At 44.1% G+C, this 23,518-nt stretch carries 16 protein-coding genes and 1 tRNA gene; 6 read left to right on the forward strand and 11 right to left on the reverse strand.

The features are described from left to right. Positions 1-44 precede the first annotated feature (44 nt). Both rpoD and NB504_RS11960 read left to right on the forward strand, forming a co-directional pair. Entirely contained in the window at positions 45-1,901 is a 1,857-nt protein-coding gene (gene rpoD / locus NB504_RS11955; RefSeq protein WP_013857727.1) for an RNA polymerase sigma factor RpoD, read from the forward strand. A gap of 143 nt (positions 1,902-2,044) precedes the next feature. Continuing rightward, a tRNA-Ile gene (locus tag NB504_RS11960) sits at positions 2,045-2,120 on the forward strand. 263 nt (positions 2,121-2,383) lie between these two features. On the opposite strand, the gene NB504_RS11965 is transcribed toward NB504_RS11960, so the two are convergent. The 7 genes from NB504_RS11965 to NB504_RS11995 form a co-directional block, all read right to left on the reverse strand. Further along, a complete protein-coding gene (locus NB504_RS11965; RefSeq protein ID WP_258428964.1) occupies positions 2,384-2,680 on the reverse strand; it encodes a Dabb family protein in 297 nt (98 codons plus the stop codon). A 144-nt stretch (positions 2,681-2,824) separates the two neighbouring features. Then, entirely contained in the window at positions 2,825-3,109 is a 285-nt protein-coding gene (locus NB504_RS11970) for a type VI secretion system PAAR protein (protein WP_010318209.1), read from the reverse strand. A gap of 211 nt (positions 3,110-3,320) precedes the next feature. Continuing rightward, entirely contained in the window at positions 3,321-4,256 is a 936-nt protein-coding gene (locus NB504_RS11975; RefSeq protein ID WP_094165400.1) for a hypothetical protein, read from the reverse strand. Positions 4,257-4,293: 37 nt separating this feature from the next. Continuing rightward, complete coding sequence (locus NB504_RS11980) at positions 4,294-7,824, reverse strand: toxin VasX (protein ID WP_258428966.1); 3,531 nt, start codon at positions 7,822-7,824, stop codon at positions 4,294-4,296. Next, the gene (locus tag NB504_RS11985; RefSeq protein WP_094163458.1) at positions 7,814-8,620 is read right to left on the reverse strand and encodes a DUF4123 domain-containing protein; all 807 of its coding nucleotides are present in this window, start codon (positions 8,618-8,620) and stop codon (positions 7,814-7,816) included. The genes NB504_RS11980 and NB504_RS11985 overlap by 11 nt, the downstream gene beginning before the upstream one ends. After that, positions 8,617-10,722: a type VI secretion system Vgr family protein gene (locus NB504_RS11990; protein ID WP_258428968.1), complete on the reverse strand. Its 2,106-nt coding sequence runs from the start codon at positions 10,720-10,722 to the stop codon at positions 8,617-8,619. The genes NB504_RS11985 and NB504_RS11990 overlap by 4 nt, the downstream gene beginning before the upstream one ends. Before the next feature lie 139 nt (positions 10,723-10,861). Then, positions 10,862-11,380 carry an Hcp family type VI secretion system effector gene (locus NB504_RS11995; RefSeq protein ID WP_013857791.1) on the reverse strand — a complete coding sequence of 173 codons (519 nt, stop codon included), beginning with the start codon at positions 11,378-11,380 and terminating at the stop codon, positions 10,862-10,864. 303 nt (positions 11,381-11,683) lie between these two features. Here NB504_RS11995 and arfB point away from each other — a divergent pair, with 303 nt between their 5' ends. Continuing rightward, positions 11,684-12,097 (forward strand): alternative ribosome rescue aminoacyl-tRNA hydrolase ArfB, encoded by a 414-nt coding sequence (gene arfB / locus NB504_RS12000; RefSeq protein WP_017043428.1) that lies wholly within the window; start codon positions 11,684-11,686, stop codon positions 12,095-12,097. A gap of 381 nt (positions 12,098-12,478) precedes the next feature. Further along, a complete protein-coding gene (locus NB504_RS12005) occupies positions 12,479-14,230 on the forward strand; it encodes a lysophospholipid acyltransferase family protein (RefSeq protein WP_258428970.1) in 1,752 nt (583 codons plus the stop codon). Between the two features lie 247 nt (positions 14,231-14,477). On the opposite strand, the gene accD is transcribed toward NB504_RS12005, so the two are convergent. Next, positions 14,478-15,344: an acetyl-CoA carboxylase, carboxyltransferase subunit beta gene (accD, locus tag NB504_RS12010; protein WP_258428971.1), complete on the reverse strand. Its 867-nt coding sequence runs from the start codon at positions 15,342-15,344 to the stop codon at positions 14,478-14,480. Between the two features lie 106 nt (positions 15,345-15,450). Here accD and NB504_RS12015 point away from each other — a divergent pair, with 106 nt between their 5' ends. Further along, positions 15,451-16,356 carry a LysR family transcriptional regulator gene (locus NB504_RS12015; RefSeq protein ID WP_405054810.1) on the forward strand — a complete coding sequence of 302 codons (906 nt, stop codon included), beginning with the start codon at positions 15,451-15,453 and terminating at the stop codon, positions 16,354-16,356. A 521-nt stretch (positions 16,357-16,877) separates the two neighbouring features. Here NB504_RS12015 and glmS read toward each other — a convergent pair. Together glmS and NB504_RS12025 are read right to left on the reverse strand one after the other, a co-directional pair. Continuing rightward, the gene (gene glmS, locus NB504_RS12020) at positions 16,878-18,710 is read right to left on the reverse strand and encodes a glutamine--fructose-6-phosphate transaminase (isomerizing) (RefSeq protein ID WP_017045440.1); all 1,833 of its coding nucleotides are present in this window, start codon (positions 18,708-18,710) and stop codon (positions 16,878-16,880) included. Positions 18,711-18,797: 87 nt separating this feature from the next. Beyond that, on the reverse strand, positions 18,798-19,559 hold the full coding sequence (locus NB504_RS12025; RefSeq protein WP_088720821.1) for a DeoR/GlpR family DNA-binding transcription regulator: 762 nt from the start codon (positions 19,557-19,559) through the stop codon (positions 18,798-18,800). Positions 19,560-19,983: 424 nt separating this feature from the next. Here NB504_RS12025 and pykF point away from each other — a divergent pair, with 424 nt between their 5' ends. After that, the gene (gene pykF / locus NB504_RS12030; protein ID WP_026027602.1) at positions 19,984-21,396 is read left to right on the forward strand and encodes a pyruvate kinase PykF; all 1,413 of its coding nucleotides are present in this window, start codon (positions 19,984-19,986) and stop codon (positions 21,394-21,396) included. 103 nt (positions 21,397-21,499) lie between these two features. On the opposite strand, the gene NB504_RS12035 is transcribed toward pykF, so the two are convergent. Beyond that, positions 21,500-23,365 carry a sensor domain-containing diguanylate cyclase gene (locus NB504_RS12035; RefSeq protein WP_258428974.1) on the reverse strand — a complete coding sequence of 622 codons (1,866 nt, stop codon included), beginning with the start codon at positions 23,363-23,365 and terminating at the stop codon, positions 21,500-21,502. Positions 23,366-23,518: the final 153 nt, after the last annotated feature.

The following is a 23,518-nucleotide window of genomic DNA, read 5'->3' on the forward strand; positions in this document are numbered from 1 at the left end:
TCGCATACTAATTCCTTCACCAGATATGAAGTTGGATACCGTCTATGGATCAAAATCCGCAGTCACAGCTAAAACTACTTGTCATTAAAGGCAAAGAGCAAGGCTATCTGACCTACGCCGAAGTAAATGACCACCTACCAGCAGAAATCGTAGATTCCGAGCAGGTAGAAGATATCATTCAGATGATCAATGACATGGGCATTAAGGTGGTAGAAACTGCCCCTGATGCCGATGATCTTGCTCTAAATGATGACAACGCAATCACCGATGAGGATGCTGCCGAAGCTGCAGCCGCTGCATTATCCAGTGTAGAAAGCGAAATTGGTCGTACTACCGACCCTGTGCGCATGTATATGCGCGAAATGGGTACCGTAGAACTGCTGACTCGCGAAGGTGAAATTGATATCGCTAAGCGTATTGAAGATGGTATTAACCAAGTTCAACGCGCAGTGGCTGAATATCCAGGCACCATTCCATACATCTTAGAGCAATTTGACAAAGTTCTTGCTGAAGAACTTCGTTTAACAGACCTGATCTCAGGTTTTGTTGATCCTGACTCAGATGCAACGAACGCCCCAACAGCGACCCATATCGGTTCAGAGCTTGCTAGCGCTGACCTTGCTGATGAAGACGACCTCGATGATGACGACGATGACGACAGCGAAGATACTGACTCTGAAGAAGATGCAGGAATCGACCCTGAGCTTGCGCTAGAAAAATTCACCGAACTACGCAACAAGTATCAAAATCTTCAACTCGCGAAAAATGAGCATGGCTATGACAGCAATAAAGCCGCCCAAGCCACCGAGTTGATGTTGGATATTTTCCGTGAATTCCGACTCACGCCAAAGCAATTTGACTACCTAGTCAACAAGCTTCGCACCTCTATGGATCGTGTTCGTACTCAAGAACGTCTGATCATGAGAGCTGCGGTCGAATACGGTAAAATGCCTAAAAAATCATTCATTGCCTTATTCACTGGCAATGAATCAAGCGATGCATGGTTAGATGAAGTACTCGCTTCAGAAAAACCTTATGCAGAAAAAATCAGACAGCAAGAAGAAGACATTCGTCGTTCAATTCATAAATTGAAAATGATCGAAGAAGAAACGTCTTTGAATGTGCAAAACATTAAAGACATCAGCCGTCGCATGTCTATCGGTGAAGCGAAAGCTCGTCGAGCGAAAAAAGAGATGGTTGAAGCAAACTTGCGTCTGGTTATTTCTATCGCGAAGAAATACACCAACCGTGGCCTGCAGTTCTTGGATCTTATCCAAGAAGGTAATATCGGCCTGATGAAAGCGGTAGATAAGTTTGAATACCGCCGTGGTTATAAGTTCTCAACTTACGCCACTTGGTGGATTCGCCAAGCTATCACACGTTCAATTGCAGACCAAGCACGTACTATTCGTATTCCAGTGCACATGATCGAAACGATCAACAAACTGAATCGAATCTCACGTCAGATGCTGCAAGAGATGGGCCGTGAGCCTCTGCCAGAAGAATTGGCAGAACGCATGCAAATGCCAGAAGATAAAATTCGTAAAGTACTGAAAATTGCTAAAGAGCCAATCTCTATGGAGACACCTATCGGTGACGACGAAGATTCGCATCTTGGTGACTTTATCGAGGATACAACCCTTGAACTACCACTTGATTCTGCTACGGCCACCAGCCTAAGAGCAGCGACTCGTGACGTTCTTGCTGGCCTAACCCCTCGTGAAGCGAAAGTACTGCGTATGCGTTTCGGTATTGATATGAATACAGACCACACGCTAGAAGAAGTTGGTAAGCAGTTTGACGTAACGCGTGAGCGCATCCGCCAAATTGAAGCGAAAGCACTGCGTAAACTGCGTCACCCAAGCCGCTCTGAAACATTGCGCAGCTTCCTAGACGAGTAATCGCAACCTATCCAATCTAAAAGGTGAGCACAAGCTCACCTTTTTTGTATCTCATAGTTTAAGTGGATAAAAACTAAGCGCATTTACCCTATTTTGCGGGTAGACACTCATAACTCCATCCCCTATAATCACACACCTAATTTGGCCCCTTAGCTCAGTGGTTAGAGCAGTCGACTCATAATCGATTGGTCCCCAGTTCAAGTCTGGGAGGGGCCACCACTCTCTCTCCGATAACATCCGTCAAAACCTACAAAGCCAATTAAATCAATACGTACCAAATTATTCAGCATTCATAATCTCTTGTGACATCAATGATTTAATGTACCATCGAATGTACTAACGGCTAAATATCGACTGTTCTGGTGGTACATCATGGCGAAAAGAATAGCCCCTTAGCTAACACTCAAGCCAAACAAGCTAAAGAATCTAGAGTCCATCCTACCCAACATGGGGTGAGCGCCTCTAGGATTACTGGCTTGTGACTAAATCGAATAATCGAAAACGATGATCTCTTCGAGCAAAGGACGAAAGTTATCCTTTAGCGCGTTATGCTCTGGATGAGGTAGATAATTTTGGCGTGCTTGCTCATCGGTAAATGTCATTAAAACGCTGTGGGTATAACCTTGGTTTTTGCCTTCAGGGCTGTCGTTCACGCCCCACTCAACAGCGGAGACCCCCTCGATTTTCACTGGCATGGCTTCAAACAGCGACTTGAGCTGTTGAATGTCGGCAGGCTGAGCTTGTGGTTTGAATTTGATTAATAAGATATGGCGGATCATTGTTCGCTCCGTTTCTGGCCGTAGAATTTCTTTTCATAAAGAGGGATAACGCTGGCTCACTGGTGCTAAAGCTGCTGTGCTTAAAACAATAAAGCAGCACTCAAGATTTGAAGCGCCGCTTTATTGATTAAATGGGCTACAACCCTAACCAATATTGACCGATGAACCACCAATAATTACGCCACCGCAGTCAACGGCATCGCCTACTCGCGCGGCGGGCTTGCCATCAATCATAACGCTACCCGAGCCGCCTTTAATTGCACGTGGGTGGCTTGGGTTTTTCGGTTTGTCATGAGGCTCTAGCGGGTCGCCCTGCCTTGCCACCGCTTTACCATCAATTTTTACCGTCGGTGACCCAGCGGTGATCGGCGTAGGAGGAAAACCATCATGATCGGATCCGATATCTCCTACTAATGCACCATTTGCCATTGATTTGCTCCTTAATAAAGGTGACTTTTTCTACTTTAAACTTAATTTCAAACGAAACTAGTGCGCGAATGAATCTCTACTAACACGGCAATCTTAAGTAAGTCCCAAACACATTCATCAATCAAGCTCAGCCTTACAATTCCGACCATACTGCAGAGTAAATACTAAATAACTCACTAGATCTTACTTGGCCATCGCCAGATTCAATGCATCAATGTGCAAAAATATCCAACTTTGGCCCCGTATCTGGCTGATTTTTTTGCTGCTCTGCGATTCTTTTCAGAGTTTGCTGATATTCTTCATCACTCATATCACGCCAGCATCGCGGATTGCGCCCAGTTTGCTTATCATAGGCGGCGGTGGTTGGGTCTCTTTCACGTGCAGGCTCAAGCACTAAAATATCAGGCATCGGTTGGCTGATATCCATATAACGTTGAATCATATTCCACAACCGATAATACTCTGCCACCATCTCATTACTGCCGATCAGGTTGCCAATCGGTACTCCAACCGAATAATCATGATAGCGATGCACCAACATCAGGTTGTAATTTAAGTGCCCTTGTGGACTAGGGGCGGACATCAGCACGCAATCAAACTCAATAAACGGATGGCTAAAACGCTCTTTATTGCCTTTTTTAAACAGTGTCACCATGCCGGTTTGGCGATTAAGGCTATAGACTCGCTTACTTTTTAAAAAGGGCGCCAGAAAAAGGTGCCCAGCACTCACCAATTTAAAATGGCCATAAATAAGTAAACAAGGAAGTGTTGTATACAAAGTAACAGTGCCAAAATCGCCAGCCCAATCCTTCCATCCATACGGTCCAAATATCATGGCAGAAATCATGATCAGATAGAGAAGCGGTAAGACAATAATCAGTGAAACTTTTACCATCCCAACAATCATAAAATAGAATTGTGACCAACCAGACAATGCCTCACTATTTAAATCTTTTTCATCCCAAAATAAATTATTTTGATTATATCTTTGCATAGCGGATGGCTCAGTCTCTCTTGCTAGAGCCAATGAAATAGTTTCATTGGCTTTAGTAAAAGGAAATACCTGTCCTTTGGTTAAGACACGCCATAAAAAACCTTGCGCCTCTTTAGGTGGTTGGAGGGTTAATTGCTCTGAGTTATAAGCCATTATCATTCCTAATTTTGTCGATAATCGATTCTACGCTTTACGCTAATACGGTATTTTGCGCCCAATCTTGATCACTGTTGTTATCTAAAGCAAACGTTGGAACCACATTCACAGTGCGAGAATCATCACGCTCTTCTAATGCTAATGTCGGAAAGCTGGCCTGCTCAACGTGCAGCTTGGTTCTGAGCACAAAAACAGACTGGTAGCGATACTGATAAGAGCGCATCATCAGTAGGCTAAAATCGGTACTGTATTCGGGGACGGTTAAATCATATTTAACAAAATAGGCAGTACCTTCATTACGCTGCTCTTGATGGATAACCGTAACATTGTGCGAGCTTAGGTTAATCAGTTCACTGGTTTCCCTTGAACCCGTTCGGCTACTTGTCGTGGTCTTTTTTTCAATCGCTTGCCGAGCGTAAAACTCAACCCTGACCGATTGAGCACTGAGCAATGCCGCTAAATTGGTGTTGACATAAATCACATGGGTAGCACCTAATGCTTGCATCTGCTGAGTAAACGCTTCGGAGAATTCGGTTTGTGCGCCTAAGCGGTACGCTTTAACCGATAGATTGAAAATCAACCCAATAAACCGCTCAAACGCCGTCGTCGGGTCTTGCAAATGTGCGTAAGTCGCCGAGGGTGACTGACCAAACGGGCCATTTTTCAGCCACGCCTCTATTGGAGTATCTTTCCAAAACATGTAGAGCGCGAAACCTGCAACAGACAACCCAATCCCTAACCATGCCACCGGTCCCATACCAAATAACACCGGAGCGCTGGTAGTAAAAAACCCCGTTGCAACCGTGGTGGTTAACGTTCCTATCGCCACCATCCCCATCGCAACGCTGGCATCAAGATCATTTTCTTGCCAACGGCGCATAGCATCCCAACCAGCAATACCCGCAGTTAAAAAACCAGCAACAAGCGTTGTAAGCCCTAAAAAGCTCACTTTTTTTACTAGTTGAACTGCCCCATCTTGAAAAGTAAACCGATCAACCCATGCCTTAGGCATAACAACCGCGGCATTATGTGAAGCTATCGCCAAACGAGAGGCATTTTGTGTATACAGATTTGAAGCATGGGTAATGGCGATACCAAGATCCAGAGCTGCACTTAGCGCGTTAGCAGAAGAGTAAAGAGTATCTGTACGCTGAAGCGCTTTCTCAAAATGATGCTGACTCTGTTTCAGGTTAATCAATTCCACTACCGCAATAAAGTAGGGAATTCTGAATTTTTCATAAGCATTACTGACGTTGAGATCCGTACGATTCATATCCCGTAGCGCTCTTTGCGTATTCGCTTGATTTAGGGCCGCCGCCATGCGACTTTCTTGAGAGATCACCACCACTTTAAGTGGTGATTTAGCCCCGACTGAACCTCGACTTTCTGAAATCAGATCGCTGGAGCTAAAAGCATTTTTATTGCTCGATGCCACCAATTTACCCGAACGATCATACAAACGACCAAAGGCTGACTTCTTCTTCGAGTCAACAAACTCACGATCAGCGGCGCTCAATCCATAACTCAACCCATGACCATGCACGCCAACCACCGTACCTTTAAGCTCAGCGCCACTGACGGGCACATAAGTGATATCTCCCCACATTTTGGCATTAGTGGCTTTCATTAAACCGAGTACAGGGGCATAAGCGGCATTAAATTGGATCACTTTCGCTTCACTGGTGAGATCTTGGCTTAGGTTCAGTAACGTATCAAAGTAACCCTTTAAAATATCATTCATTATACTGGCAATACGCCGTTCAAGGTTAAAAGCCTTTTCCTGGTTGCTATTGGAAGGTGACATAAAAGCCAGATCCATCACTTGTAACTGCTCATCTTGAATGAGCATGTCCTCTTTGGACCACAAAGCTAACGATTCAAGCGTTGCAAATCCAGATCCCGAGTTAAATGGCGGTGGTGCGCTATAGCTAGCTTGCTCCAAATTTATCGTACCTTCTTCTGGAAATAATATTCGGTGCAAAGGATGGTTATCTTTTGGAGAGAGGATTTGTCTAGCGGTTTCTAAATAAGGTGAACGAACGTCACTTTCAGGGTTTGACATTTGATCCAATTTATCAATATTCACGCTCAGAGCGCTCAGCGCATAGCCAACAATCACATGCGCAGCCGATGCGTTAATATCGTTCATTGAACTGATATCACGCAGCACTTGAGCCAATCTCTTCTGGTTCACCTGCAATTGGAGTTTCTCTTGCAATACCTTTACATCTTGGCAACAAAACTGTCGTTCAGTGGTACGTAATGTTCTATGGAAAACGCCTCCATAGTAATTGTCTATATCATTACGATATTGATAGTAAGGATTTTCTTGTTGTCCGAACTTGGCTGGAACCACCAATTTTTGCACTAGCTCTGCAGTGCGATAGTACTTTTGTTGACTCATATCGATATAGACTTGCTGTAAATACCCAACAGCAGATTGAGTAAGAAAAGCGTGATGTCTTAAGTCAAAAAGAGGATCGTCCAATACAATTGCTCTCAGATGACGCTTTTTTGCATCTTCTAAAAAATCTTTCGAGTCACCAATAGTCCACAACTTAGCTTGATTTGGATCTGAGTTGATAATCTCAATCAGTGCGGCTTGCTTAATAGCATATTCATATCGATGAGGTTGAGCATATTTAAAAACCTGTACCGCCTTATCACCGTCTTCATTCGCGGATAAGATTTCCTCTTTAATGGTTTGGTAAGTGCGTGTTACCCACTCCCCAGAGAGATCACGGTTGAGATTAATTGGCTCAGCAAGAAACAACTCCAACTCTGGTGCTCTTATTCGCATTGGCGGCAGTAAGCTAGCTTTCAATACATCGACATTGCTATCCACATTCAACTGATGAAATGCAACAGTTCGTTGAACTAACTCGTTTTGATTCGCCTCAAGATAATTAAGATATTGTGCACTCCACTGAACTTCTGAAAAGGCAAGATGGATCCGTGCCCCCTTGTTATTCTCTTTAGCCGGTATCCAAATCTCTTTTAGTGCCACACCAGTTGCGATTCGAGCTTCATCTTTAAACGGTTTATCTCTACCAGTACGATATTGGTAAAGATTGACATCTTTAAGAGAGTAATCACCGCTATCTTCTGGGCTAATTTGAATTTCACGCCATACTTTATGGTTGTAAAAGATATAAATAAAACCGGCTCGAACAGGAGCAATTCTCTCTTTATAAGTTAACGATGATTGATAAGTAGGTAAAAGCGTTAAAGGTAAAACTGCATGTACCAAATAATCTTGCTCGTCTTTCTTTCTTGGTATGTCTGCCACATTTTGAAAAAGCGGTAATTTGATTGGTTCACCTTCCGCTTCAATTTTCAGCCAAACATTTCGATTGGCACTCTCATCACACCAATCCCAACTGTATACCGTACTTTCATCAAGTTCAGGATCAATACTCTTTTTCGCTTCTAGAGCAGCCTGCTGTGACATATCAGTTAAGTCATAAAACTCAAAGTCTTGTTCAGAGCCATGTTGTATACCCGTTACTTCAATGAAAAACTTTTTACCATCACAGCTCGGACTTGAAGCAAACTTAGTAGACATATGCATTCTCCCTAGACATTAAGTATTCTATGTGTTCGACGATATTTTCTGATGTTTGATGCGATTTCGAATGAAAATTAAGATCATTGAGGGCAACATCATAGCGCTGTATTAAATGGCGTAATCGAGAAGAAATTTGAGGATCTGTTATCTGGTGTTGTGAGCAGAATAAATGAACCATTTTCTGTTTCTGCCAATTCAACTCTTTAATATTGTTTTCTGTAGCCCACTGCACGATCTCATTTTCATGATATTTATCATTGAGAGCATTTTCCTGAGATTCTGTAAGAAGCCAAAGATTTGAAGCAAGCTCCCCCCCCTCACTAACGACTTTGCTCCATTTAGCTAAATCACTGTATGTTTGACGATAAAAATAAAGGCTGCTGAAACATCCCAACCATTTGCCAGTATCGATCGTATCTGAACGCTCAAAAAAATAACTTGCCACTGAAGAACAATAATAATGAAACAGCCCTCTTCGATTACCTGAGAATTGAATATGTAATCGATTCCTTAGTTGAGCTAAGGCAACATCAAAAGAGACATTAAGTGGTGCAGAAAAATACAGTGTATGTTCTTTAGGTAAGATGTTTGTCATTGGATCTTGCTCATACAATGCAATCAACAAAGGGCTACGATTTAGTAATGACTCAACTGACGTCGATAAATATAACGGCTCAACCAAATGCCCAGAGATCCTCTCATAAACTTCAGCATGCATATTATGGTAATCATTGACTAGAGCAAACCAGTTCACTGCAACGTCATTACAGTGGCTATCGAGAACTAACATCATTTATTGTTTCCACAAGGGCAGTCACTTAACGGACAGCTTCCATCAGAACGCTTTTGACAAACCTGAGTGATTGGCATCTCCGTTTTGATATCGGCTATCACTTGTTGAATTAAACTCGCTGTTGGCAAGCTTAAGACCAGCTCATCCGGCGCACTTGGCGCTGCCAACCCCATAGGCAACACCGCTACAACACCGCCATAACCCGAGCCGCTGCCTGCGCTGCCGCCGGAGTTAAGGTTGATCGCAGGCCCGACTAGGTGCACGCCGCCGCCATCCACTTTGATAAAACTGCCCGCAGCTTTGATGGTGATTTCATTACCCGCATCCAACACCAACTTATTGCCTGCTTTAAGGTGCACTTCATTACCTGAGTCAAAAACCGTTTTTTCACCGATTTTTTGGTGCAGTGAGCCACCCACTTCAAGGCTACGATCTAACGCTATTTTCTGACGGCTTTCGCCCTCGACCGTTAGGTGTTGGTTATTTTTAATGTGGCTGAACTGGTCGTTATCCACTGTCAGGTGTTTATCGTGTTTGATGTGTGTGGTGGCATCATTAAGCACTAGCGCTTCATAGTCTTTTTGCGCGTGTAGGTAGATTTTCTCTTGCCCTGCTTGATCTTCAAAACTCAGCTCATTAAAGCCTTCACCTTGGTGGGTTTCACTGCGCAGTACGGTTTTGGTTTTGTTATCTGGCAGTGTGTAGGGCGCTTTATTGGTGGCGTGATAAGCGCGGCCTGTGACGATAGGTTGATCCGGATCGCCATTTAAAAAATCGACAATCACTTCATGGCCAATTCTTGGGATAGCCATCATGCCATATTGGCTGCCAGCCCAACCTTGCGACACCCTCACCCAACATGAACTGTGTTCATCGCCGTTAGAATATCTGTCCCATGGGAAATGCAGTTTAACGCGGCCATACTCATCGCAGAAGATCTCTTCGCCATCGGGGCCAACCACATGGGCGATGCATGGGCCATCCACTTGCGGCTTGGTGTGCGGTGTTGCACGCCACGTTACATCGGCCGGGATCAAGGTAAATTGATTACTGTAGGTTGTTGCACCGCTACCGCCAGACTCTTCTAATGCTTGCGGCTGCCGGCCTTGATGGTTTACTTGCACCACAACCCAATCTCGGTTCACGCTGTCGTCTAAATGTTCGGCCAAATCAAACAGGGTTCCGGCTTGCAAACGCGCTTCATTGCTTTGGCCTTGTGCGGTACGCGCCTGCCTTCTTAAGTACTCTAAACGAATTTGGTTAAACGCTTTACCGCTCTCATCGTCTTTAAATCGACCCGGGAAATCAAAATGTTCATAGTGGGTCTGCTGGTAATCCATCGCGGTGCCGAGTGCACTTTGCTTAAAACCGTAAGTCGGTTTTTTAAAGCTGTAATCCGCCAATTGGCTTTCCGCCACTTGCGATTGCGTATGGCTGATTAAGTTGGAAATGTAAGGTGTATCAGCGATACCACCGGACAGCACATTGTAAGGGATCGGCGTATCAAGCTTCGTTAAGCTTTGGCTGTCGTCACTGAAAAAGAGAGTGTGTTTACCTTCTTCATGCAGGAGGTGGTAGACCAAGCCCTCTTCGGCGGCTAAGCGGTGTAAAAAGTGGATATCGGTTTCACGGTACTGTACGCAGAATTCGCGCTGAACAGATTCTCGTTTGAGCGAGAAGGCATAGTCGTCAATGCCCATCTCTTGCAGCACAATGGAAAGAATTTCAGGTACGGTTTTAAGCTGGAAGATGCGGCTATTTTGGCGCAGCGACAAGCGCTCTAATGCAGGCACTAAAGTGAGTGAGTAAAAGGTGTGATGATGACCAATATCGCCTTTACTGAACTGGCGCACGATGCCATGCACGCGCTGCACCACGCTACCATTCTGGAAAACCGTTAGCTGAGCTGTTTTGTCGACGACGTCGGCTGCACTCAAAATAGATTGACGGCTTGCGAGCTCAATGTGGTAACGAAACCCATAACAAGGCTCGCCATTGGCCAGCACACTCTCCGATAAGGATTCTTGTCCTTGGTATTCTCGCACCACAAATGCATCGTCGGCGAGCCCGTCAACCTTTAACGTAAAATTCAGCGTGGCCATCTTCCATCCTCTTTACACTAGAAACAGCAAAGCCTTAAGCAAGTCACACTCATTGAATGCACTTTGCTTAAGGCTAAAAAAGGTAGCTGGCCTGATTGGCTTTGCTTACGCAACATCAGCCAGCCACCCAAATCAAAGCTTACGCTTCTACTGGTTTGCGCCAGTCATCTGAACCTGAAGTACCCGCGTTCACGTGATCCCACAGGATTTTACGGTAAGACATAGAAACCGTAACGTTTTGCGTGAAGTCGCCGTTCGCAGGATCTTGGCAGTGTGGCATTTCGCAGTGAATATCGACGATAGACGCGCTTTCAAGTTTAGTGGTGAAGAAGTTCTCTTGTTTACCTTCGATAGACGTGCGGTACCATTTTAGCTCAACCGATTTCATCTTCTCGCCAGACGCCAACGCGTTATAAAGAAGAGGAACCGCTTTATTTAGCGCAACGGTGAATTTGAATGGTTTGTGAACACGTTGACCAGAAGGCTGACCTGATTGTGGGTCAGTCGGTACTGTCACAACGTGGTCAAACATTTGAACCAACATTTGATCTTCATGACCTTCAACGAAAGCATCGCCGATAGAGTCAGTAGAAAGAGCGCCAGCAGTGATGAGACCCTGAGTTTCGCCTTCGATAGAGATATAACATGGAGTTGGCATGACTTAATCCTTATTCAGTAAGAAAAAGCGATGGAAATTGCATCGCGTTATGTAATGTTTCTTAAAGCAAAGGGGATGCCAAAACAAAAATAGTTAAATTTCAATCAATTAGATTATAAGCTTTCATTTTCGAGCAAGAACTTGCTCGTCCGGGTAGAAACTTGCTCGTATCAAGCAATTTTTCGCTGCGATTTCGCAATACGTCACTCTGTATCGCTTTTCCTAATCTAGCCACAATCTGCGGTAGATAACCTGGGCCACCTCCACTAGAATGCGGATTGAACACATTTTTACTTTGGTTGTATGCTCAAACTATCCAACACTATTGAACTGGCAGACTGGGAAATCGAACTTACTGCGATTCGTGCAGCCGGAAATGGCGGGCAAAACGTCAATAAAGTCTCCAGTGCGATCCACTTACGTTTTGACATCAGACGCTCAACGTTACCGGACATCTACAAACAAAAATTACTCGAAAGACCAGATTCCAGAATGACCAAAGAGGGCGTTATTGTCCTCAAAGCGCAATCTCACCGCACCCAAGAGCTGAATAAAGAAGATGCACTCAAACGTCTCAAAGAGATTATTCTTTCTGCGATGGTGATAGAAAAACCGCGCCGGGCAACCAAACCGACAAAAAGTTCTCAACGTCGGCGAGTTGACGAGAAAAAACGGATAGCGGCCAATAAATCATTGCGCGGTAAAGTCTCTTTTTAAATGAATGGATTGGCAGCAAGGCAAAACAAAGAAGAAAAGAAATAAGCAACCTCGCGCTAAAAATAGCAACGGGAGCACGAAGCTCCCGTTTATTCCAGATCAGCAAAACAAAGGTTCAATTGACATTTTTATATTTTGTACCGCCCTTATAAGCTAGCACCAAATAAGCAGCACCAAAACAAAACCAGTTCATTTTGTGAGCAGAAAATGATTTATTGTTGCTAAAAAATCATTGTTGCATCAAAGATTCTAGTTCATCTCCAATTTGAGACGGATTTCATTAAACTGTAAAAAAAGAGCAATCAATTACTCACTTAAGCGCAGCCAGATTGTCATCTTCCCTCTTTAGCATAAGCACAAAGCATAAAATGCGAGGTTGCTATGCTCACGATAAGCCCTTTTAAATTACCGAGAAAAACGCCGTTTGGACTAGGTGAACACTTCACTGAGTGGGCTACAGGCCTAACTCGTTTAGATAAGTTTTATGCACAACGCCCACCCCATTGTGATACCGCAACATTTTTGCGTTTTACGTTAGAGGTATTGGGTATTGACTATCAAGTGGTGAAAGGATCATTAGCTCAAGTGCCCACTCAAGGCGCGACAGTCGTTGTTGCAAATCACCCACTTGGTTGTGTGGAAGGCGTGATTCTGGCTGAGATGCTGCTTTCAATTCGCTCTGACGTGCAGATATTGGCCAATCACTATTTAAAAACAGTACCAGAGTTAGATTCACTGTTCATTGGTGTGGATGTTTTTGAAGACAAAGCCGCGCAAAAAGCGAATATGCAAGCCTTGAGAGCCGCCAATAAACACCTTGCTCAAGGAGGGCTGCTATTGATGTTTCCTGCGGGCGAAGTGTCACAACTGGTTGATAGTAAAACGCAGAAACTGGAAGACAAACAGTGGAGCCGTTCAGTCAGCCGACTGATACAAAAGCATCAAGCGACGGCGTTACCAGTGTTCATCAACGGGAAAAATTCGAAACGCTTTTACATGGCTGGAAAAATCCACCCGCTACTAAGAACGTTAATGTTGGGCCGTGAACTGCTCAATAAACAGCATCAACGTATCGAAATCGCCATTGGCGATGCGATCAATCATAAAGAAATCCAACATCTGTGTGATGAGACGCTGGTCAGCTATTTAAGGCTCAACACCTACCTTTTAAGTCACATCAGCCCAACCAAGCGCAATAAAACCAATGATGAGCCGTTACAACCCATTGCACAGCGGCTCCCCCTAAGCGCTTTGTTACACGATATTGAGCAGCTTTCTTTTTCTGATCATCTATTAAGGCATAACGAATTCGATGTGTATTGTACCAGCGCAGAAAACATCCCCTCGTTACTGCACGAAATAGGACGAGTGCGAGAGCACAATTTCAGGCTGGTAGGTGAAGGCACTGGCACCGAGCTCGATATCGATCAATACGATCGCAACTACCTACATCTATTCATTTGGGATCGCGAAGCGCAGAAATTAGTCGGAGCTTACCGTTTAGGCTTAGTCGACCGTATTATGCCGATAAGCGGTATTGCAGGTTTGTACTCACGAACGCTGTTTCAGTATGACCACCGCTTTCTCAATACCATAGGTAATGCAATTGAAATGGGGCGTTCAGTCGTCGACATCGAGTATCAAAAAAGTATGGCTCCGCTATTGCTGCTTTGGAAGGGAATCGCAACCTATGTGCACCGAAACCCGCACTATACGCACCTATTTGGCCCCGTAAGTATCAGCAATGATTACAGTGAAAGTGCGCGCCGTTTATTAGCCGATACAATGACGCAGCACTACTACAATAACCAACACGCCCATTTGGTAGAGGCAAGTAACCCACTCCCCAAGCAACAAGCTCCTTGGAATGCCAGTTTGCTGAGTGCATTGGCTGATTTACAGCTGCTTTCAAAAGTGATTGCCCGGTTGGATGAAGGGAAAAGCGTACCGGTGCTACTGCGTCAATACCTCGGTTTAAATGGCAAGTTAGTCAGTTTTAACGTAGACCCTGATTTTAATGATTCGTTAGATGGCTTGATTGTGGTCGATTTACGCAACGTTCCGGTGCGCAGCTTAAGCCGCTACATGGGCACTAAGGAAGCATACGAATACCTCACCCATCATACGCTTTAACTCTGTTGTTCGGGTTGTTTATACCTCCTCTTTTTAAGGGGAGGTATCCCTATAACACACTCCCCCAACCTAGCACTCCTTTTGAAGAAAACAGAGCTGAGTTTCGCATGTTGGATAGCACTATCAGGGGCGCTTTCAAATTAAAAATGGCTTACTCCCAACGCTCACAAAACTGATTCCCTCCCCTTTAAGGGGAGGGACAGAACGTTTATCAACTTCCGCTCTAGAGCATAACTGAGCCTATAAACTATACATCCAGTGGAATAGTGGTATTGGTCATTTTAGCGACCAGTCCACCAATTCGTTTGCGCATCTCACGTCTATCCACAATCATATCTAGAGCACCATGTTCTAAGAGGAATTCACTTTGCTGAAAGTCCTCTGGTAGTTTCTCTCGAACGGTTTGTTCAATAACTCGGCGTCCTGCAAATCCGATCCTTGCTTTCGGCTCACCAATGTTAATATCACCCAACATGGCGATACTTGCAGATACCCCCCCATAAGTTTGATCGGTCAGCACAGATATGTAGGGTAACTTAGCCATTGATAACTGATTCAAGGCAGCACTGGTTTTAGCCATCTGCATCAATGCGATGAGTGATTCTTGCATTCGAGCGCCCCCACAAGCAGAAAAGCATACCAATCCACAATTTGCATCAATAGCCGTATTAATAGCCTTAACGAAGCGTGCGCCTACCACTGCCCCCATTGAACCAGCCATAAAAGAGAATTCGAATGCACAGGCCACAATATGTAAGCCCATTAGTTTTCCTTTCATTGCAATTAACGCATCTTTTTCTCCTGTACTTTTCTGGGCGAGAACAAGACGTTCCTTGTAGCGTTTTAGATCCTTAAAATTCAGCAAATCTTTCGGCTCATATTCACTGGCAATCTCAATTCGCTCTGCTTTATCCAAAAAGCTATCTAATCGGCGGCGAGCTGACATCCTCATATGGTGATCGCATTTTGGGCACACATCTAAATTTCCCTCGAGGGCTATACGGTACAAGATCTGGTCACAGGACGGACATTTAATCCATACTCCCTCGGGAATCGGCGCTTTATGTGTACTGATGATCTTCTTCTTATCTATTAACCTTTCTAACCAACTCATGGGATGCCTCACTAGGTAACGTAGTGAGGAATATTGTATAAGCCAACTTCTGGTAATAAAGTGGTTTAAATGGATTTGATAATCCAACTTAATGGGATTAAATGAGATGCTTGATAAGATTGATCAGCAGTGGCTAAAAAGTTTTCACTGCGTTTATGAGAACAAAAGCTTTAAACGAGCCGCGGAATGTCTATCTTTACCGAGTTCAAATGTCAGTCGCCATATCGCTTTACTCGAAGAGCGGCTAGATATAAGACTATTTGACAGAACCACACGCCGAATCGCTCCGACAGACGCAGGAGAACATCTTTACTTACGCACACAGCCGTTGCTAGACAAACTTAATGATGCTCTTGAGGAAGTGACACTGCACTCCCATGAAGTCATGGGTCAACTGAGAGTTTTGATGCCTGATGCACCAACTTTAGCCCAAGCAGTGGTTTCATTTTGTACTCAACATCCCTCAATTTCATTATGTTGCGATACGAGTCTTAGCCCTAAAGAGGATCTGTTTGATCGGTTTGACATCATTTTAAGTTTTCATAGAGGAAGGCTCGAAGACACTAATTGGGTCGCGAAGAAGGTTAAATGTTGGCCAAGTGCGGTGGTGGCATCTCCCAAACTCCTTCAGACTACGCGAAGACCTTTCCAGATTACCGATTTGAAACATGTTCCTTGTATAAGTAGTTTTACCGCGTTAAACGGGACACCGTGGGTCTTCAAAAACGCTAAAGGTGAGCTGACAACCCAAAAGGTAAAGTCTTCATTTAAAGTCAATAGTGGACATTTAGCTAAATTAGGCGCGTTAGCTGGTTTGGGGTTCGCGATATTGCCAACCGAATCTTGTCGTAATGAGATAGAGGTAGGTTCTCTGGAAATAATAAAAATGGAGTACGCGCCTGAAGATTTGGTTTTATATGTCTTTTACGCTTCCAGAAAACACTTGGCAAAAAAGGTCTCAATGTTTATTGAACACTTACAGTGCCACGCAAATTTAGATACAAGTATATAGGCAGAAGAACAATTTCCGTGAACAGCTTCGTCTAAACCACTTATTTAGAGTAGAGGATTTGCTAAGCGAATTGCTATGCAAAGTTAGGCTACTTAGCATACGCAGGGTGATTCACTACACTGGTAGAAAGGGCGCATCGGTTCTGAATGGTCAGTTATTAGGAAGAATCGGGCAATGTTCTGCGAAGGAAGAGCATCATTTTGTTACGCAAACTCGTAATGGGACAAAAACTGTTTTAGCAAACTGCATCCATTATAATAAATGGCTTACTCCCAACGCTCACAAAACTGATTCCCTCCCCTTCAAGGGGAGGGTTAGGGTGGGGTGAACACCCCCTCCTAGCCTCCCCTAAAAGAGGGAGGAACAAAAGCGTTATGAGCTTCTACTTTGAAGCATTAAGTGGCAGAAGCGGGTTTGTGCTGAATCGCTTGTTTACATCACTTGAGCTAAGTGTTTGAGCAAAGAAAAACGATGATACTTTATTCTACTCACACAACAATATACGCTCTAACCACCTTGTATCACTCAACCGTTACGGCTTTGGCCAGGTTACGAGGTTGGTCGACATCCGTACCTTTGATTAAAGCAACATAATAAGAAAGAAGCTGCATTGGAATGGTGTAGTAGATCGGCGCGGTAATTTCACTCACGTGTGGCATGGTGATGATTTTCATTGTTTCATCAGCCGCAAAGCCAGCGTCTTGATCGGCAAACACATACAGCAAACCGCCACGAGCACGTACTTCTTCAATGTTAGATTTTAGCTTCTCTAACAGCTCGTTATTTGGCGCAACCACGACAACGGGCATATCAGCATCAATCAGTGCTAATGGGCCGTGCTTTAATTCGCCTGCCGCGTATGCTTCAGCATGAATGTAAGAGATTTCCTTCAGCTTTAATGACGCTTCAAGCGCGATAGGATAAAACTCACCACGGCCCAAGAATAGAGTGTGGTGTTTATCTGCGAAATCTTCAGCCAGTGCTTCAATCTGCTTTTCATAGGCAAGGGCTGCATTAATTTGTGCAGGCAGTGCATGCAGAGCTTCAACAATTTCCGCCTCTTTTTCTTTATTAATGCACTGCTTTTGTTTACCAAGAGCGGTCACTAACATTAGCAAGGTTGCAAGCTGAGTAGTGAAGGCTTTGGTTGACGCCACACCAATCTCTGTTCCAGCGCGAGTCATGAATGCAAAGTCAGATTCACGAACCAGCGAAGAACCCGCTACGTTACAAATAGTCATCGCGGCCATGTAACCTTTTTCTTTCGCCAAGCGCAAAGCGGCTAAGGTATCTGCCGTTTCACCGGATTGAGAAAGCGTGATCAACAAGCTATTTGGACGAGTCACAAATTTGCGATAGCGAAATTCAGAGGCAATTTCCACATCGCAACTCACGCCTGCCAATGCTTCAAACCAATAACGCGCTGTCATGCCTGCGTTGTACGACGTTCCGCAAGCGACGATTTGTACATGTTCCACTTGGCTAAGAATTTCGGCAGCGTTCACGCCAATGCTTTCTGTCACTACGCTGTCTTTGGTGATGCGGCCTTCCATGGTGTTAATCAATGCCGTTGGCTGTTCAAAGATCTCTTTTTGCATGAAATGACGATATTTACCTTTATCGCCAGCGTCGTGCTCTGCGTTAGATTCGCTAATTTCACGCGTCACCTGTTCGCCGTTTGCAGCAAAAACCGTCACATCGCGGCGCGTAACTTCCGCAACATCACCCTCTTCAAGATACATAAAGCGGCGTGTAACATTCAGCAAAGCTAATTGGTCTGAAGCTAAGAAATTCTCACCGACACCAAAACCGATCACGATCGGGCTACCAGAGCGAGCAACCACAACACGGCTTGGATCTTTGCGATCAAGTACCACAGTACCGTAAGCACCCTCGAGTTGTTTAACCGTTTTTTGCACCGCTTCAAGCAGTGAACTGGCCGTGCGCAGTTCCCACTCAACAAGGTGAGCAATCACTTCGGTATCGGTTTGCGATTCAAAAAGGTAGCCGCGTTCACGCAGAACGTCACGTAGCGTTTCATGGTTTTCGATAATGCCGTTATGCACAACCGCAATATCGCCCGACATGTGTGGGTGAGCATTAATTTCGGAAGGTTCACCGTGTGTCGCCCAGCGTGTGTGCGCAATGCCAGTGCCTCCGGCAACATGTTGTTTTTCGACTGCATCGGCTAGCTCTTGCACTTTGCCTAAACGACGAACGCGCGTTAATTGACTCGCACTATCCACCACAGCAACACCGGCTGAATCATAGCCGCGGTATTCCAAGCGGCGTAGTCCTTCCACTAAAATTTCAGCCACATCTCGTTGTGCTACTGCACCGACGATTCCACACATAAGGTTTTTACTCCATTTTAGATTTATGCTTCATCCCTAAAGCCGCAAGCGAAGGCCTTTATTTAGGAATGGTTGAATAGGGGTTAATTAAGCTCGGATCACTCGCACTTGGTGCGATTCAATCAATGCGGCATCTTGAACGGTTAGATCGTTATCGGTCACTAACACGTCGATATGCTCCCAAGCGAGCTCAAGGTTGGGAATTTTTCGGCCGACTTTGTCTGATTCGATCATCACGATCACTTCTCGTGAGACTTCGGCCATCACTTTGCTCAGGCCAATCAGTTCATTGAAGGTGGTGGTGCCACGTTCAAGATCAATACCGTCAGCGCCAATAAACAGTTGGTCAAAATCGTAAGAACGCAGTACCGATTCAGCCACTTTGCCCTGAAAGGACTCGGAATGGGTATCCCAAGTACCGCCCGTCATTAATAGTGTCGGTTCACTTTCTAGTTCATTAAGGGCATTCGCTACGTGCAATGAGTTGGTCATCACCACCAAACCGCGTTTATCATTCAGTTGCTGAATTAATGCTGCCGTAGTACTACCACAGTCAATAACGATGCGATTGTGGTCTCGAATTAACTTAGCCGCCGCTTTAGCCAGCTTTATCTTTCGATTCGAAACTTTAGGATTAAACTCATCATTGACCACCTCTTTAGGCAGTGCAATCGCACCACCGTAACGGCGTAAGAGTTGACCGTTTTTCTCTAAAGAGGCCAAATCCTTTCTAATCGTCACCTCTGAGGTTTCAAACTGAGCAGAGAGTACATCAACACTGACCTCACCCTGTTCATTCACAAGGTTAGCGATGGTGTGTCTTCTCAGTTGCGTGTTTCGTTTCGACATTTATATTTTTCTTCAAGATTACGAATCGAAAGCAATATTAATCGAATCGAAACTTTATTGTCTATTTATTTCGATCTAAAAAATTAATAATTCACGCTAAAACCTTGTCCTAAGACAATTCTTAGGCAGTGATATTGAACTCATTAGGTGGTAGAATTCGCGCCGAAAAGAAAAAAAATTACAGAATTGACTGTTATTCTTTTGCAACTTAACCGATTTAAACTCAATAAGTGGCAAAATAACGCTATAAAATCGACAATGCTTGGTCATAAAATGACTAAACTGTTGAAAGACTTTCAGCTCTAATGTCACAAAATCACACTAATATTGTTGGGTAATAGATAAGAAAAATTGCCGCTTGTGATGACGCTAGAACACTCAACCAACTTCAAATTGTAATCATATTTACCGGAGAGAACCTTCCATGAAAAAGACCAAAATCGTATGTACGATTGGCCCTAAAACTGAATCTGTAGAGAAGCTTACTGAGCTAGTGAATGCTGGCATGAACGTTATGCGTTTGAACTTCTCTCACGGTGACTTCGTAGAACACGGCACTCGTATTGCGAACTTCCGTAAAGTAATGGAAAACACTGGTAAACAGCTTGCGATCCTTTTAGACACTAAAGGTCCTGAAATCCGTACCATCAAACTAGAAAATGGTGATGACGTTGATCTCGTGGCTGGCCAGGATTTCACTTTCACTACTGATGCAACCGTTGTAGGTAACAAAGATAAAGTTGCCGTGACTTACTTAGGTTTTGCTAAAGACCTTACTGTAGGTAACAAAATTTTGGTTGATGACGGCCTGATTGAAATGGAAGTGATTGCAACCACAGAAACTGAAGTGAAATGTAAAGTGCTGAACAACGGCGCGCTAGGTGAAAACAAAGGTGTTAACCTTCCTAACGTTTCAGTGAACCTTCCAGCTCTTTCTGAAAAAGATAAAGCAGACCTTAAATTTGGTTGTGAGCAAGGCGTTGATTTTGTTGCGGCTTCTTTCATTCGTAAAGCTGACGACGTACGTGAAATCCGCGAACTGCTAACAGCAAACGGTGGCGCAGATATCCAAATCATCTCTAAAATTGAAAACCAAGAAGGCGTTGATAACTTCGACGAAATTCTTGAGCTTTCTGACGGTATCATGGTTGCTCGTGGCGACCTAGGTGTTGAGATCCCTGCTGAAGAAGTTATCTTTGCACAGAAGATGATGATCGAAAAATGTAACCGCGCACGTAAAGTGGTTATCACAGCAACTCAAATGCTTGATTCAATGATCAAGAACCCACGTCCAACTCGCGCAGAAGCTGGCGACGTAGCCAACGCGGTAATGGATGGTACAGATGCAGTGATGCTTTCTGGCGAAACAGCAAAAGGTAAATACCCTGTTGAAGCGGTCACTATCATGGCGCAAATCTGTGCTCGTACAGACCGCGTTCTACAAGCTGAGTTGGGTTCTCGTTTAGACAGCCCACGCCTACGCATTACTGAAGCCGTATGTAAAGGTGCGGTAGATACTGCTGAGAAATTGGCGGCTCCACTTATCGTGGTCGCAACTGAAGCGGGTAAATCAGCTCGTTCAGTGCGTAAGTACTTCCCAACTGCGAACATCATTGCTGTAACCACTAACAAGAAAACGGCGGCTCAACTTGTTCTGACTAAAGGTGTAACACCGGTTGTTGTTGATACTATCGACAGCACTGATGCGTTCTACATCAATGGTAAAGAGATTGCACTGGCTTCTGGTCTAGGCAAGAAGGGTGACATCGTAGTGATGGTTTCTGGTGCACTTGTTGCCTCAGGTACAACCAACACAGCTTCTGTTCACGTTCTATAATCGAACGTCGAATACAAAGCAGAAAAAATCGGGGCTTGCCCCGATTTTTTATTTTCGCTATTTACACTTTACTTGCCAAACCCATCACTCTTTGCGGTATGCCTTAAGCAAGATCATCACTGCTTTTACACAGTGAAATTCGATTTCGTCCTAAGGTTTTCGCCTCATATAAAGCAATGTCAGCGCATTTATACGAGCGTTTACCATCTGCGGTTAAGTCAGTAAAGCCAGCGCTGATAGTCACGGTGAGGCTTTGCTCTACCGCTACTCGTAAGCGGTTCAAGACAATCTCCGCCTCTTCGACAGAAGTATGCGGCATAATAATCGCAAACTCTTCACCGCCAATACGTGCCAGAAAATCCGTGGTACGCAATGTTTGGCTCAAAATCTCACCAACTTTAATAATGACGCGATCCCCTTCATCATGTCCTTGTTCATCATTCACTCGTTTAAAGTAATCAATATCAATTAAGACAAGGCAAACATGATGGCTTTCGGGATAACGTTGAATGAGGTGCGTATGATGCTGCAATTCTGCTTCAAATTTGCGGCGATTCCATAGCTGAGTTAACGCGTCTTTTTCGCTCAATTCTCGTAATCGGTTTTCAAGCTCTTTGTGCTGAGTAATATCGACTAAAGACGTAATATAATAACTGACTTTAGTCGCCTCTTTAATCGCTTGAATTCTCATGATGGCGGTTAGAGTCTCACCTTGCGTATTGACCATTTCTACTTCACCTTCCCAGAAATGTTGCTGCGATACCTCTTCAAGTACTTCGAGCATAAACTCCATACCATTTGGACTGAGCAGTAACTTTAATGCGTTACTGCCTTTTATCTCGTCAATAGTCAGACCGGTAATCTTTTCAAATTCGCCATTAACCATCATCACTTTGTGCTTTCTGTCTGAGATCATCACTGCAGACATACCATTCAAGGCTGCTCTTGCCAGTTTGCTTTCAATACTTCGATGATGGTAATGCAACGCCATGGAAACCATGGGAAGCGCAAAAATGAGTACAACGAAGAAGACAAAAAAAGCTTCTTTGATTAAGTCGTTGACGTCACGCTGGGCTCGATGATCTAACTGCTCATCAGTGAATTGAATAATTAAAAAGACGGGTTTCAGTGAGGTAAACTTAAGGGTTGTATATACAGTCATCTTGTTATTTTCTAGCACGTACCCAGAAGGCTTAAGCTGCATCTGTTGCCAGGTTTTCGGTAATTGAAGTGCCAGATTTACGTGCTGGTTAGAGGGTAATAAATCTCCAAATAATTTGGTTTTATCGCTAGAAGACAAGTAGAAACCGGAGTCGCCGATAAGCTCAGGAGTTAACTGTGGATCACGCGCATGAGTTAAGCGCGAAGATTGTGACCAAATATCAACATTGAGAACCAAATAGCCTTTTCGCTCCCCTAATACGGTAACTGGCGTGATTACGCATAGCATAGGCTGTATAGCCGCTCTGCTCGGAGCATCTGCCAATGTAATGCCCCATACACCCACATCTCCCTCTGAGAGATTTTCTGCAAAAGCAATGTAGTCATGATGTGAGCTGTCTTGCTGTGTTTTTACACTAGAAGCCAAATGATTAGTCGCAGAATAATGAATCCGAAGTTGTTCATGCCCAGACACGTCTAAAAGCGCAATTGAGCTATACCATGTTTGCTTTTCAGCAACCGAAGACCATATATTTTCAAGATGCTGCTGATTTATCTCTGAAGGAGAAAAAATAAATTCATACAAACTTTGGCTTCGACTAAGCAAATCAATAATGGAACCGACCTGAGCTTTCAACCCCCGATACTGTCGCTCACTTTCATTGAGTTGATCAAACGCTTCCGCTACTGTGTTTTGCGTTGCGTTGTCTTTCACTTCTTGGTAGCGCTGATAGTAATACCCAGTCACTATTGCGCTGAATAAGAAACAAATGATGAGAAGGATGCTGATTATTTTTGTGTATCTCATGACTTGTCTAAATATTAACCCTAAATAGTGATGAGCGGATTATAGCATCTTAAAAAATAGACAAAACAAAAAGCTACCGATTAATAATACAATCAATTTATGGAAGTAAAAGCTCGTTTTTATCCATTTTAAATTAACTAATTAATCAGTAGC

Origin of the sequence: Vibrio sp. RM-69-4, from assembly GCF_024743775.1 — a bacterium.
Classification (GTDB): Bacteria; Pseudomonadota; Gammaproteobacteria; order Enterobacterales; family Vibrionaceae; genus Vibrio; species Vibrio anguillarum.